This window comes from Stenotrophomonas genospecies 5 (genome assembly GCF_054473825.1).
Map to the genome: position 1 here is coordinate 61846 of NZ_JBTMUW010000001.1, position 13096 is coordinate 74941.

12 protein-coding genes are annotated in these 13096 nt (G+C 61.6%); 6 read left to right on the forward strand and 6 right to left on the reverse strand.

Annotated features, from left to right (window positions below):
- The first annotated feature begins 1 nt into the window (after position 1).
- Both ACX9OW_RS00270 and ACX9OW_RS00275 read left to right on the forward strand, forming a co-directional pair.
- Positions 2-2647, forward strand: a complete 2646-nt coding sequence (locus ACX9OW_RS00270; RefSeq protein WP_459061735.1) for a DEAD/DEAH box helicase — start codon at positions 2-4, stop codon at positions 2645-2647.
- Positions 2648-2658: 11 nt separating this feature from the next.
- On the forward strand, positions 2659-3723 hold the full coding sequence (locus tag ACX9OW_RS00275; RefSeq protein WP_423665717.1) for a Shedu anti-phage system protein SduA domain-containing protein: 1065 nt from the start codon (positions 2659-2661) through the stop codon (positions 3721-3723).
- A 3-nt stretch (positions 3724-3726) separates the two neighbouring features.
- On the opposite strand, the gene ACX9OW_RS00280 is transcribed toward ACX9OW_RS00275, so the two are convergent.
- From ACX9OW_RS00280 to ACX9OW_RS00290, 3 genes are all read right to left on the reverse strand, one after another.
- Positions 3727-3792, reverse strand: a complete 66-nt coding sequence (locus ACX9OW_RS00280; RefSeq protein WP_459062448.1) for a DUF4113 domain-containing protein — start codon at positions 3790-3792, stop codon at positions 3727-3729.
- A gap of 98 nt (positions 3793-3890) precedes the next feature.
- Positions 3891-4733, reverse strand: a complete 843-nt coding sequence (locus ACX9OW_RS00285; RefSeq protein ID WP_459061736.1) for a hypothetical protein — start codon at positions 4731-4733, stop codon at positions 3891-3893.
- Positions 4734-4933: 200 nt separating this feature from the next.
- Positions 4934-5662, reverse strand: coding sequence for a VRR-NUC domain-containing protein (locus ACX9OW_RS00290; protein ID WP_459061737.1), 729 nt, complete (start codon positions 5660-5662; stop codon positions 4934-4936).
- 510 nt (positions 5663-6172) lie between these two features.
- Here ACX9OW_RS00290 and ACX9OW_RS00295 point away from each other — a divergent pair.
- On the forward strand, positions 6173-6685 hold the full coding sequence (locus ACX9OW_RS00295; RefSeq protein WP_459061738.1) for an H-NS family nucleoid-associated regulatory protein: 513 nt from the start codon (positions 6173-6175) through the stop codon (positions 6683-6685).
- A 538-nt stretch (positions 6686-7223) separates the two neighbouring features.
- Here the strand turns inward: ACX9OW_RS00295 and ACX9OW_RS00300 are convergent.
- The gene (locus ACX9OW_RS00300; RefSeq protein ID WP_459061739.1) at positions 7224-8045 is read right to left on the reverse strand and encodes a GIY-YIG nuclease family protein; all 822 of its coding nucleotides are present in this window, start codon (positions 8043-8045) and stop codon (positions 7224-7226) included.
- On the reverse strand, positions 8032-8385 hold the full coding sequence (locus ACX9OW_RS00305) for an HNH endonuclease (RefSeq protein ID WP_459061740.1): 354 nt from the start codon (positions 8383-8385) through the stop codon (positions 8032-8034). Before ACX9OW_RS00305 ends, ACX9OW_RS00300 begins: the two co-directional genes overlap by 14 nt.
- Before the next feature lie 269 nt (positions 8386-8654).
- Here ACX9OW_RS00305 and ACX9OW_RS00310 point away from each other — a divergent pair, with 269 nt between their 5' ends.
- The 3 genes from ACX9OW_RS00310 (at position 8655) to ACX9OW_RS00320 (ending at position 12136) form a co-directional block, all read left to right on the forward strand.
- A complete protein-coding gene (locus ACX9OW_RS00310) occupies positions 8655-9152 on the forward strand; it encodes a Csu type fimbrial protein (RefSeq protein ID WP_008266871.1) in 498 nt (165 codons plus the stop codon).
- A 113-nt stretch (positions 9153-9265) separates the two neighbouring features.
- Positions 9266-9925 (forward strand): fimbrial biogenesis chaperone, encoded by a 660-nt coding sequence (locus tag ACX9OW_RS00315; protein ID WP_459061741.1) that lies wholly within the window; start codon positions 9266-9268, stop codon positions 9923-9925.
- Positions 9926-9934: 9 nt separating this feature from the next.
- Positions 9935-12136: a fimbria/pilus outer membrane usher protein gene (locus tag ACX9OW_RS00320; protein WP_459061742.1), complete on the forward strand. Its 2202-nt coding sequence runs from the start codon at positions 9935-9937 to the stop codon at positions 12134-12136.
- On the opposite strand, the gene ACX9OW_RS00325 is transcribed toward ACX9OW_RS00320, so the two are convergent.
- Positions 12133-12966 carry a hypothetical protein gene (locus ACX9OW_RS00325; RefSeq protein ID WP_099596003.1) on the reverse strand — a complete coding sequence of 278 codons (834 nt, stop codon included), beginning with the start codon at positions 12964-12966 and terminating at the stop codon, positions 12133-12135. The two genes, ACX9OW_RS00320 and ACX9OW_RS00325, sit on opposite strands and share 4 nt — an antisense overlap.
- Positions 12967-13096 lie beyond the last annotated feature (130 nt).

The window sequence follows — 13096 nt, forward strand, 5'->3', positions numbered from 1 at the left end:
TATGGCTCTTTCTCTCAAGGTGTATCAGCAGCGGGCCTTGTGCAGCCTGGCCCAGTTCCTAGAAGACGCCAGGCTGACCGGCCCCGCATCCGCGTTTGAGAAGAACGTGGATGCCGGTCTGATCGCCCACTACAAGCCCATGCCGGGTATGGAAGCCTCGCCCTACGTCTGCCTTCGCATCCCCACTGGCGGCGGCAAAACGGTTATGGGCGCGCACATCATCCAGGCGGCAGGCGACGCCTACCTCGAGCGCGAGTTCCCGCTGGTCATGTGGATGGTGCCCACCACCCAGATCAAGACCCAGACGCTGGAAGCCTTCAAGAACCCCCGCCACCCCTATCGCCAGGAGCTGGACGAGGCGTTTGGGGGCAAGGTCGCGGTGTTCGACGTGGAAGACTTCACCCACATCCGCCCCGCTGACTTGGGCACCAAGGTGTGCGTGGTCATTTCGACCATGGCGGCCCTGCGCGTGGAGAACCAGGAAGGCCGCAAGGTTTACGAGCACCACGAAGATCTGGAGCCTCACTTCGCCGGCAGCGTGTCCGATTTGCCCTACTTGGAGCAGAACAAGGCGGGAAAGGCCATCGCGTCCTTTGCCAATCTGCTGAAACTTCACGGTCCGTTGGTCATCACCGACGAAGCCCACAATGCCAACACGCCCCTGTCCTATCAGGTCTACGAGCGCCTGGGTGCCAAGGTCGTGGTGGAGCTCACCGCAACCCCGGAAGCCAGTAAAAGCAATGTGCTGGTCAGCGTCAGTGCCTTTGAGCTCAAGGGCGCGGACATGATCAAGTTCCCAGTCGTGCTCAAGGAGCACGTCGGGCAATGGGAAGTCGCCGTGGGCAGCGCTGTGGCCCGCCGCAACGAGTTGGGCAAGACCGCGCTGGGCGAGCCGGATTACATCCGTCCCATCCTGCTGATTCAGGCTGAGAACGCCAAGGGCACTGCCACGGTCGAGGAGGTCAAGAAGCACCTCATCGACAACGAGAAGGTGCCCGAGAAGGCGATTGCCATCGCCACGGGCGATCAGCGCGAGATCGACGGCGTGGACCTGTTCGCCAAGGACTGCCCCATCGAGGTCATCATCACCAAGCAAGCGCTCAAGGAAGGGTGGGATTGCTCCTTTGCCTACGTCTTCTGCTCGGTGGCCCAGGTCAAGAGCGACAAGGACATCCAGCAGCTGCTGGGCCGCGTGCTGCGCATGCCGTATGCCACCCGCCGCAAGCAGGAGGCCATGAACAAGGCCTACGCGCACGTCACCACTGCGGCGTTCAATCTGGCTGCCGCAGAGCTCACCAAGTCGCTCATCGACATCGGGTTCAACCCTCTGGAGGCCGTGGGGGCGGTGCTGCCGGATCCCACCCCTGGTCCCGGCTTGGACTTGCAAGGCGGCAAGGTCAATCCGGTGCCCGTGACGCCCAGGGCCACCATTGCTGTGAGCAAACAGCCGGATCTTACTGGGATCCCTGCTCGGGACCAGGCCAGCGTGGTGTTCACTCCGAACGAAGAGGGTAAGGGGGGCTTGGTGGAGATCACGGGCGAGGTGGACGAGTCCACCGTGGAAGCGATCACCAAGGCTGTGCCAACCAAGGAGCGCGAGGAAGCGACGGCTACGATCCAGCGGCATCAGATCGCTGCCAAGGCCGTCAAAGCCCCTAGCCAGAACGGCACGGTGTTCAGCGTGCCGCGGCTTGGGGTCATGGAGCAGGGCGAGTTGGAGTTCGTGGAGAGCGGCGCCACGCCGCCGGGCTTCACCTGGGACTTGCTGGCCTATCCCCCGGACTTGACCAGCCTCAAGTTCAACGCAGATAGCAAGACCTTTGAAGTTGATTTGGTGGACGAGAAGGTCAGCTACACGCCGATTGATGACGACGTCAACACCTACTTGCCAGGCTTCGCCAAGGACCGCACTCAAGCGGACTTGGTCGGCTGGCTGGACCAGAAGATCCGCGATCCGGCGGTCAAGCAGCCCGTGCTGCGGGAGTGGTTGCGCCGGTCCATCGGAGGGCTGTCCGAAGATCGCGGCTTCTCGTTATCCCAACTGCTCAATGGCCAGTTCGTTCTCCGACGGAAGCTCGGCGAGCAGCTCCAGATCGCCAAGGCCGCAGCCCTCAAGGAAGGCTTCCAGCAAGCGCTGTTCGGTGCCGACGCCGACATCGTGGTCAGCGACGAGCCCGATGCCATGTTCACCTATCCGGCGGACATGACCCAGTATCCGGCGCACTCCTACTACCAAGGCGGCACGTATCGCTTCCGCAAGCACTACTACCCCTTCGTGGGCGATCTTCAATGGAAGACCGCCGGGGGCAAGGTGGGGGAGGAGTTTCTCTGCGCCCAGGCCATCGATCAGCTGGACGAGGTGGAGTTTTGGGTCCGCAACCTAGTGGACAAGAGCCAGTTCTGGATGCCGACGTCCAAGCAGCGGACCTACCCTGACTTTGTAGCAAAGCTCAAGGACGGTCGCCTGCTGGTCGTCGAATACAAGGGCGGCGACCGATACACGGCGGACTCCGAGAGGGAGAAGCGCATGATCGGTGAGCTTTGGGCCACCAAGAGCAAGGGCAGGGGGATTTACCTCATGGCCCAGCTGAGGGACGAGAAGGGCCACAGCGTGACCGAACAGCTCAGGGACGTAATCAACGGCTAAGGGGGCGAAGCATGCAAGACGCAAACAAGGTGCATAGGATTGTCAGGAAGGCAGCCAGCAGTGGGAAGCTGGACTATGCGCCTCCCGTCGTCTTGAACGAGACCACAAAGAGCAAGCTCCAGGCGCTTGCGTGGTTCATTCCGCATAGCGATCGCACCGAGTTCTCGCTCAAGCTTGAGGGCTTCGTTAAGTCGAAAAATCAGCCCTGGGTTGAGGACAAGGCGAAGACGCTCACATTGACGGAGGCGTCATCTCTGCAGCTTCTGAAATACCTTCAGACCCACCTGCCGGTTGCAGCACAATCAGGAACGGGTGAGTTCATTCTCATCAAGGTCTCCAACGGCGAAGCCAACCTTTCCGAACACGATCCGGAGGAGTTGGTGGGGGCGCTGACCAAGGTGCTTTCTCAACCAGAACTCGTTCAGCATCTATCGACCGCCGAGCTTACACACGAGTTGAGCGCCGCGCTTCGTGGTTCGATTCGCTTAAGTGAGATGCGTTCGGCTGTCGCAGAACTACGCTCAAACCTAGGGCGTGAAGTTGGCGAGCAGGTGTATCAGGCTTGGTGCGAAAAGCATTGCTGGGCGTTCGGGAATGCCTACGTCATGCGGGACGAGGTGCGAAACATTTCATCGGGCGACAGTCTTGACTTGCTGTTGCCAAACGTCATTGCTGGCTACAGAGACATCGTTGAACTGAAGCGGCCCGACAAAGACGTGCTTGTCTATGACTCGGCACATCGGAACTACTACTTCTCCGCTGATGTTTCTAAGGCCATTGGGCAGTGCCATCGATACCTGGACATCTTGCACGAACATGCGAAGCACGGCTTGCTGGACCACAAGGAGGTCGTCGCTTACCACCCGCGAGCAACCATCGTTATTGGGCGGTCGCACGATTGGAGCGACGTGCAGCAGCGTTCGCTGCATGGCTTGAATCGCCGCTTGCACGGAATATCGGTGATGACCTACGACCACCTACTGGCCCAGGGCGAGCGGCTGCTGGAGATGATGTCGCCATCAGTCCCATATCTGGTCAATCCGAGTAGCGATGAAGACGACGACATTCCTTGGTAGGACTTATCGAGACTTGAGGAGTTGATCCCATCGAGTCGTGTAAGCCGGTGACAAGGCCGCCTGGTTCATCGCCTAGACCTGGCGGCGCTGCGCTCCACTACGCACTAGCTCGGCCGACGAGGCGAACGCCATCGACCCGCGGCCAAACTTCGCGTAGGCCCGTTCCATCACTTCCATGAGGGCCTTCGAACGAGGTTGCATCGGCCTGGAGCGCGCGAGGATTTCCCCGCAGGCGCGCTGGGCGGCATGACCATCGTTAGTCTGGCAGAGCGAATGTGAGTTTCGCCCACCCGTGCCGGCATGGCTTGGAGCGTGGCGTTCAGTTCGTTGCCGAACGCCACGATGAACTTGCTTTGACGGTTATGTTCTTTTCGCAGCGTCTCCAGCACCCAGCGGGCGGGATAGGATCTGTCTCTGAAGGTGAACTCGCCGAACTGCAAGCCATGTTCCTTTACCTGATCTATCTCAAACTTCGTTTGATAGGAAACTTTGATCAAGGATCGATGCTTGGAATGGTTGTTGAGGTCATCGATGTAGACGAAACTTTCGTCCGCAACGAGTTGGCTATAAACCTCTTTCAGTGGGTCAGGAAGGCGTTTGTTCACCTCCGTTCGGGTGATGTCTCGCAAGCGCTGGATACGAGTTTTTTCATCCAAGTCCATTCCTAATGCCCAGTAGGCGAAGTAGGCCAGGTGGTCGGGGAGAGAGTGAAGGTTCTGGACGCAAGCAAATGCATGGGCGTGGGAAAAGCGAAAGTGTTCCCAGGCCCCGGGCTCGTCGTCTTCGTCAAATACGCCCAAAAAAACCAACATGGCCTCGTCGCTGGTTCGGCCTTCCATCGGCTTCTTGATGAAATAGTTGGCTTGCCTGTAGTGGTATTCGCTGAAGTAAATGCGCTCATTGAGTGCCTGTAGGCAAGAACGCACCTTCTCTAACTGATCGCGGCCAAAGATTCGTTCGACCTGTCCACGCGTTTCGTCGTTATTCCATCGCTTCCTAACCTGGTTCATCCATTCACCCTAACTAGCTGGTCACACCTCGTAGTTTATGCCGGACACAATGCATCCTGCTTGAGCGACCAAGCCGGTTTCCGGATGGGCTTGCTTGCCCTTTGGCCGCCATGCCGCGCCCGCGAACTCTTCCTTGGCGAGCCAAAGTCGGCGGGAGAGTGCTGCGGCCTGGTTTCGCGCGCGAGCGTCAATGCTGTGGGCTAGGGCACCGCTGGTGGCACCACGACATCAAGGAGCGTGAAGTTCAGGCCCAATGGGACGGCGAAGGTTTGGGCAATGACTTTCTGACTCTTGCCCAGCGAGTCGCCAGGAGCTTTGACCTCCACGAAGCGGAGTTGCCGTTCCCTCCACATCGTGATGTCCGGCCAGCCGCGGCGGTATTCGTAGGGGTTGGAGGCGAAAATGGTGGCAATGCGGTGAAGCAAATCGGAGCCGGCAACTTCAAACAGTTCCAATAGCATCCAGCGCTCCAGGCCGGGAAACACATCGAGAACTGACGAGGTGTCGGACGAATGCCCCCACGCCGTTTGCTCTATGTGTGGACCCCGAGACGCCATTTGGTCAAAGTTAGCCGCCACTTGACCGGCGGTTGCGCGGGCCAGATTCGTGAGCAACTCGGCAACGGTGTAGGATCGTCCGTAGGATGGTTCTGCGGCCAGCGTATAGAGCGCCTCGACGTAGCGCGTGCGCTCGTCGTATCCAAGGTTCTGGAACGACATGGCTTTGATGAGGGTCAGCAAAAGGCCGCCTTCGCCGCTGAACCCTCGCCATCCTTGCTGGGCGAAGTGGGACAGGGCCGCCTTTTCGACCGAAAGCGGCTGGCTCATTTGTGGGCACATCCACTGTTTCGGGCCGGGGCCGCATTTCAGGCGGACCTTCTCGTATCCAAACCCCGCCTTTTCGGCATTTCGCTGTCGGACCGTGATCATGTCTCATCTTAGCTCAGGGGTGACGATTGGAAATGCCTATCCCGACCAGCGCTGAAGGGGTGAGCGCCGCCGGGCGACGGTTAGCAGGGGGATTGATCATGAGATTGAAAGAAGTTTTGGCTCGTCGCTGCACTATTCGCCGTATGCCCACCCGTTATCGCCAAATATGAGGAGGTGAATAAGGCATCCGTCCAAGTCGGCACCGCGACGCCGCTGGGCAACTCGACGAGTCTCGAATGCAAGGCAGGCAGCCTGGCGATCGCCCAGCGCTACGGGAGGGGCTCGATGGCCGTTTCGATGACCAGCTAACACGCCTGAATCCAGTCCACCCGACCGCTAGGGGTCTTCTTCTAAAGCTTTTTGACCAAGAGCGTCGAGGCCGGACGCACGCTGATCTGCCGCGCGAGGCTGGTTTCGGTGGATGGAAGTTGGCCGAAGGGCGCGTCCTGCGTTGGCCCTTGTCCCGCCAATGGGCTATAACCCTTGCTTGTCCTCAACGGAGTATTTGCCTTGGCCTTGACCACTCTCCAGTCGATCAACGCGGAAATCAAGCAACTCGAAGCCCAAAAGCGGCTGGTGGAGAAACGCGACGGTGAGGTGCCCAAGGCCATCGCGGTGCTTCAGAAGTATGCGAAGGTTCTCAGCCCCGGCCAGCGGCGCCAAGTTGCCAAGCTCATCGGCGAGGCCATCGACGTCAAGCCGGCGCGAGCCCCCAAAGCCTCTACTGGGCCCCTGAAAGGCCGAAAGCTCGGCAAAGTCGCCCCCAAGTATCGACTCCCGACGGGAGAGACTTGGGCAGGCCGAGGGCTGGCACCCAAGGCGTTCACGGCATGGGCCAAGTCGGCCGACGGCAAGGCGTGGGCGCAAGCCAACCCTGGGGCCAAGTTCCCGCCCGCCGCTGGGAAGGTGAAGAAGGCCGCGTCTAAGGGAGCTGCGAGGGTGGGGAAAGTCGCCAAGAAGGCAGGGAAGGCAAAGCCGATTCGGAAACCTGCCAAGCAGGCTAAGCCGAAGCCGGCTGCTTAATCCCGTGGACAAAGGCCCTGCGAATGCCCGTGCCAAGGCGTTGGCCGCTGCACACGTGTTGCTCGTCATGGCGGACGGGACGCTCTTGCAAGAGGAGGCTGGAACGCGACTGCGCACCGAGTTTGGGCTTCATTGGTCCGCCTTGACGTGCGTCCAATACTTGTCAGGGAAGGACGCGGTCGCTGCATTGACCGCCCTTCCGGGCGAGTGGAGCGAGCAGGGGCGGACGAAAGCGGATCTCCTCCAAGCCGTGGTCATGGCCCTGGCGATTGTCCGCGAGGCGCGCGGCAGTCGCGGAGGGAAGGTCTCTGCCAGCAAGCTGTCCCTGCGCCTTCAAGAGGTGCGAGCCGCGGCCGTGGGGCAGCCCCCGGGCGTGGAGCCTTGAGTGCCAATGCGACGGCTGCACAATCCGGATGGATGGATTGGATCGCCGAGCGCCTGCCTGTCTGAAAGAGCGTCCTGTGCCCAAAACGGCGTGCCTCGGGCATGCCGCTTACGATCACAACATGACGGTTCGCTGCGGCTCAGCTGAACATTGCTAGTTGCGGTTGTAGCCGTTGCGGGACATCAAGATCCGCTTCCAGTGCGACTCCCTCTTGTCGATTTGGCTCTCTTGGGAGCGCCGGTCCATGACTTCGAGGATCGAGAAGCGGAGATCCCGTTGACGGTCAGTGGCCTTGATGCCGAACTCTTGGACCAAGGCCTTGTTCCAGCCGTGCCCTGTGCTCGAATACTGGCACCAGCGTCCCCAGATGCCGGCGTCGCCGTCTGCTTTTCCGACGTAGAGCAGGCCGGTCTTGCTGTCCGTTAAGAGATAGATGCCTTTGACACTGGAAAGAGCGGCACGCCAAGAGTTGTTGCCGCTGGCGACGATACGGTCCAAGGTGTCTTTGTCGATGTCCACTTGCCCGAAGCCAGGAAACTCTCCGTCTCCCAGCTTTTCTGCCAGGAGTTCGTGCACCACCATGTCCCCAGAGAGGGTCTCGCCTCTCAGATAGGAGGTGCGGCTGACGTATTTCCCCGTCACGAAGAGGCGCCCTTCTAACGCAAGTGTGCTGTCGATGCGTTCCAAGGTGTAGTCAACGTGGGGCGTTCCGTTGGCATCCACATCGGGCCTGCTTCCCACGGATCGGAAGAGGCCGGCGAACATCCAACGGTAGGTGTTGGGGATTTGGATGAGGGACAAGACCATGTCCCGGTCAAAGTTCCGCTGCCGCTGCCAGCACTGCCAGTCGTCAAACCGGCCGTCCAGCCAAACATCGATCGGATCTTCGATCTTATTGTTTCGGGCCAAGTGAACCTTGGTGCGGGCCGGATCAAACGAAGGTTCGTAGAGCTTGATGAGGTCATACAGAAGCACGTGCAATCCCTGGCGGCAGTCTGGACCACCATCTTCCCACTGCCAGGCGCTTTTGAACCAGCGCCCGGAACGCTTCAGCGGAAGGAGCTGGTCCCGTTCGCTTGTGCCTGCACTGGTTGCACCGGGCGTGTGCGGCCACCACGTTCCCGGATACGTCTCGGCCCCCGTCCTGCTGGGCGACCAGGTGCTCGGCGGTGCATTGAAAGGCTCGGGCCTTGCTGGGCTTCAGCCCAAGCTCTGAAGGAGCCGCGAGCCACATCGGAAGGCCGCAATAGAAGCAGCGGCCAGACTGGGCATGGAAGGCGGATGTGCGGATGGATTTGAGGCGCTTGGTCGTCATGGATGGCTCCGGAATCAAAAAAAGATTCCCGCGCCCCCATTGGGTGGACCTCGGGCACCCGGAGCCTATTGGCTATGCGGGCACAACACCGACGCTTCTGCGACCGGCGATTGCTTTTTAGCTAACTCGTGTCTTCGGTGCAAGCACTTGGAGGGGATCCGCAAAATCTTGTCAGCAGATCCTCTTGCGCAAATGGATTTATCGAGTATTGGTGAAGCAAGCCCAATCCGGGCCACTTTCCCTTTCCCTAAATCCGAGGAGGATTTTTCATGCGCAAGACCCTTTCTTTTTCTCTGGCCTTGATGGCCGCGTTTTCTGCCACTTCGGCGTCCGCCGCTGACGTCACCGAAGACCTGATGATTTCTGCGACCGTGAACAACGAGTGCAGCCTGCTCGTGACCCAGCTGGGCGGCGGTGAATACAACGGCTTGGCGTCCGGCACGCAGGGCTATTCCAATGGTGCGTTGATGGTTCGCTGCAACCAAGGCACCGCCTTCAGCATCGTGCCTGGCGATGGGTTGAACTACGGGGCGGCCATCGCGCGTCCCAATCACCGCGCCGTGTCCGATGGGGCCGGAAACTTCGTCGCCTACGGCCTCTTCAAAGATCCTGGTGCCAGCCAAGTGTGGGGCAGTGGGGCCGATGCTTGGGAGGGCGTGGGAACCGGTGAGCAGCAGATGATTGGCATCGGTTATGCCTTCTACGATTTGAACAAGGTGCCCGGCGGGACCTTCTCCGACACCATTGCGGTCACCCTGACTTACTGACCCTCAAAGGGTTTCTACCAAACCCCCGGATATCTCCGGGGGTTTTCTTTTGAGGGTGGGTTGACAACTTTAAATGTTTTGGTTGGATCAAAGGAGGTGATCGATTTGGAGGAATGATGTTGAAGCGTTTGTTGGTGGTTCCATTGTTTATGCTGTGCGCCGCTCCTGCGTGGGCGGGAAATGTGTCGTTGTTTCCCACAAGCATCGTGGCCCCGGCTGGAGAAAAGGCAGGGGCGTTGACCTTGGAAAACCATGGGGAAACCCCCGAGCGCTTTCAGGTGACGGTGCTGGACTGGTCCCAAGATCCCAGCGGGCAGGACGTGACCGGCCCCGCCAAGGCGGTGATCGCGGCACCGTCCATTGTCGAAATCCCGCCTGGGTCACGCCGGGCCGTGCGGTTGGTCCGCACCCAAGGCGTCGGCACGCCCGGCTACTACCGCGTGCTGCTGCGCCAGTTGCCCCAGCCGTCCACGGCGGGCCAGGTGCAGTTGTTGATCCACCAGAACCTGCCGGTGGGGTTTGAAGACGCCAAGGCCGGTCCTCCGGTGCTCACGGCCCGCCTGACCGCCAACGGTCTTCTGCTGACCAACACCGGTCCGACCGCCGCGCGCCTGACCGCCGTCGGTCCTCAAGGCATGCCGGCGTGGCGCGAAGGGGCGCTGGGGTGGGTGCTCCCTGGTCAGAGCAAGCTGGTTGAGCTCAAGCCCGGCTTGAAAGCGGCCTCGCTCTCGATCACGGTCAACGGGTCCCCCGTCGCCGTCCCCGTGAACTGAGGGCGACACGTGCGGCGGGGAAGCGCCCTGGGCCTCGCGCTGACCCTGTCCATCGGCAGCGCGCACGCGGCCATCCCAGACGGGTTGGAGCCGGTGCTTGCAGCGCCGATCCAGGCCAACGGGCTGCCCGCCAAGGACCCGGTGTTGCTCTGGCAGAAAAACGGGGCCTGGGTGGCAGAAGCCGTGACGTGGCAGCAGCTCGGCGTGACCCTTCGCCCGGGCGAGGAGGGCCAGGACCTGACCGACCAAGCCTTGGGCGTGACCGTGGCTTACACCCCCGAGAACGCCACCGTCCAGCTCACCATTCCGGCTGACCGCAAGCCGGCGCAGCAGCTCAGCCAGCACGGCACTCCGGTTTCTCAGGTGTCGCCCGCCATCGGGGGCGTCTTGGTCAACTACAACCTCGCCACCCAGATTGCAGGCGGCCAACAAGCGACGTCCTTGGCACTGGACGCGCGCACCGGAGGGCGTTGGGGCGTGGTCTCCACCACCGGGCAGCTCAACCAATCCCCCAACGGGTTTGGCATGCGCCGCGGCATGACCGCTTGGCAGAAAGACGACCTGCCGCGCCAACGGACTTGGCAAGCCGGCGATGTCTACGCCACGCCCCGCATCGGCCCGGTGGCGCTGGGCGGCATTCGCCTCGCGAAGGACCCGGCAGCGCTGGATCCGCTCACGCCGACGTGGCCCGTCCCGACCTTGGGGGGTATCGCGTTGGATCCGGGGCAGGTCAAGGTCCTGTCCAACCAAGCCGAAATCACGCGCCAGGACGTCAAGGCCGGCCCCTTCACCGTGGACGGGCGAAACGTGGCATTGGGAGCCAGCCAAACGGCTGTAGTGGTGCGTGACGCCTACGGCCGCCAGACCGCCGTTTCCACTGCACGCCTCTACGTCGCCCCAACCCTGCTGCGTCGGGGCCTCTCCGCGTGGGAAATCGCTGTTGGCCAAGTCCGCGAAGACGAAAATCTTTATGGCACGGCCGGCGTCAGTGCTTCCTGGGCCAGGGGCGTCAACGACCGCTGGACCGTCCGAGCCGGTGGCCAGGTAAACGAGAACGGCAAGGGCAACGTCACCGTGGGCAGCACCTGGGCCCCAGGCACCTGGGGCGTGCTCGACGGCGAGGTGGGGCGCTCAAGCGACGGCGGGACGCGCTGGGCTGCTGCCTACGATTACCGAGGGCCCACGTTTGGCGTGCGGCTGGAACATGAGGAAAACGACGGGTTCTGGCGACTGCAGAGCGAGACGGCGCTGCCCATCGCCTCGCGCACCCAAGCCAGCATCTCCTACCGCCCGGATCGCCGCTTCACCGTGCGCGGCACCTACAGCGCCATCGACACGGGGCGCTCCAGTCTGGCCTTCGCTTCCTTGGGCGTGAGCGCAAACCTGGGCGCCGCGGGCCAGGTGTCCGCCAACGTGCTCCGAGACCTCCAAGGCGACGATCTTCAAGTGGCCGCCAGCTTCACCTACCGCTTCGGCAGCAAGGCCAGCGTGGGCGTGCGGGCCCGCCAGGCCCCAGGCCAGGATGCCCTGACCACCCGGGCGACCTACCGCACCGAGGGCAGCCTTCGCTTGGCTGCAGAGCACACCGACGGCGACCTGCGCAGCACCCGGGCCACGGCGGATGCCATGACGCGTTACGGCGACGCCCGGATCATGCTGGACCGCTACGACGGGCAAACCCAGGTGGCGGCCAACTTCTCCGGCTCTGTGTTCCTGGACCACCGCGGCGTGGCTTTCGGGCGTCCGGCCTACGCCAGCTTCGCGGTCGTGGACGTGCCGGGTCAGGCGGGCTTGCCGGTGCGGGTCAACGGAGCGCCGGTCGGCCAGACCAACAAGCAAGGCCGCGTCTTGGTGACCGACGTTCCCTCCTTGCTGCCCACCACGGTGAGCCTCAAAGACAAAGACCTGCCCGTGGGCGTGGAGATCGGGGAGACGGAGAAACAAGCCGTGGCCCCCCGGCAAGGCGGTGTGCGGGTGACCTTCCCCGTGCTGACGCAGAACGCCCGGGCCTTCACCCTGACCGGGGCCAGCATCGCGGCGGGCACCCTGGCATCTACGCCGAACGAACAAGCCATGGTGGGCTACGACGGAGCGCTCTACTTGGAGCACCCCGAGCCGGGGATGGCCGTCGAGGTCTCTGGCGTGTGCAAAGCGGTGCTGCCGTCGCCCCTGCCGGGCGTGGATGAAGTGGCGAAGTTAAGGTGCAACTAGCCGCTCAGATCTCCCTCGCGAGTCGGCGGCGCCCCTAGCACCCTTGCCTTTGCAGCAATGACTGCGCAAACGGTCGACCCACAAGCCGGGCAAACCGCAGGCTTGAGAAGCCTCTCTGGCAAGATAGGAACGATGGCCTCGCATTCGCAGCGCAGCCCCAGGGCTTCGACCTTCTGCACCCGCCGCTCCGGGTCCCCCTTGATGGCCAAATAGCTCGAGTTGCACTTGGTATTCGGGCAGAAAACGGGCTTGTCCCCCGCTTGCTCGGCCGGGCCGAGAATGAGCACATGGCCGCAGTCGACGCATTTGCCCGTCGCGAGATCCTTGCTGGCAGCGATCAGCGTCGAGCTCGCAACCTCTTCCAGCTCAGCGATGAGAACACGGAGCCTTTCGATCTTCGGCCGTGCGTTCGTCAGATCTTTGCGCAGATGGAGAAAGCTCCCCAACGAGTTGTAGTAACTGCGAAACTTGCCCCAAGGAATGCGCTTGGCCTCGCCGATCGGCAAGAAATCCTTGTCCTTGAAAGCGGCCTTCAAGTCACTTGAGGCAAAATCGAGGTCTTTGGGCGGTGGCGTTACCGAGATGGAGAAGCTGGCCGTTTGATCAGAGTTCGGATCGAAGGCGGCCAGCATTTTGATGATCTGGTCCGGTCGCCACTCGCGAGCAAGCTCGGTGGAAACGTCTTCACCATATGCAGCCAAGTTCTGATACGCCACGGATTCCAGGCAGAATCGTAGTTCCAGCGCGGCGTAGATCAATGACGCGTCATCGCCCCTGCTGATTAGTTCTTTAGCCGTGCTTAAACGTTCCGCGATGTTGTAAAGGGCCATAATCAAAGGTTACTCGATTGGAACTCGGGATCACGTTAACAGCCGCCGGTAGGCGCTATCTCCCAACGCGATTGCCTAAATGCGTGGGCGGGACTAAAGTTCGTGGAAGGGGGGATGGCCAGACAAGTTG

Bases quoted from the DNA above. Each gene is read 5' to 3' on its own strand.
- ACX9OW_RS00285 (WP_459061736.1), bottom strand. From the start codon at position 4,733: ATGAACCAGGTTAGGAAGCGATGGAATAACGACGAAACGCGTGGACAG.
- ACX9OW_RS00315 (WP_459061741.1), top strand. From the start codon at position 9,266: ATGATGTTGAAGCGTTTGTTGGTGGTTCCATTGTTTATGCTGTGCGCC.
- ACX9OW_RS00275 (WP_423665717.1), top strand. From the start codon at position 2,659: ATGCAAGACGCAAACAAGGTGCATAGGATTGTCAGGAAGGCAGCCAGC.
- ACX9OW_RS00325 (WP_099596003.1), bottom strand. From the start codon at position 12,966: ATGGCCCTTTACAACATCGCGGAACGTTTAAGCACGGCTAAAGAACTA.
- ACX9OW_RS00305 (WP_459061740.1), bottom strand. From the start codon at position 8,385: ATGACGACCAAGCGCCTCAAATCCATCCGCACATCCGCCTTCCATGCC.
- ACX9OW_RS00310 (WP_008266871.1), top strand. From the start codon at position 8,655: ATGCGCAAGACCCTTTCTTTTTCTCTGGCCTTGATGGCCGCGTTTTCT.
- ACX9OW_RS00270 (WP_459061735.1), top strand. From the start codon at position 2: ATGGCTCTTTCTCTCAAGGTGTATCAGCAGCGGGCCTTGTGCAGCCTG.
- ACX9OW_RS00290 (WP_459061737.1), bottom strand. From the start codon at position 5,662: ATGATCACGGTCCGACAGCGAAATGCCGAAAAGGCGGGGTTTGGATAC.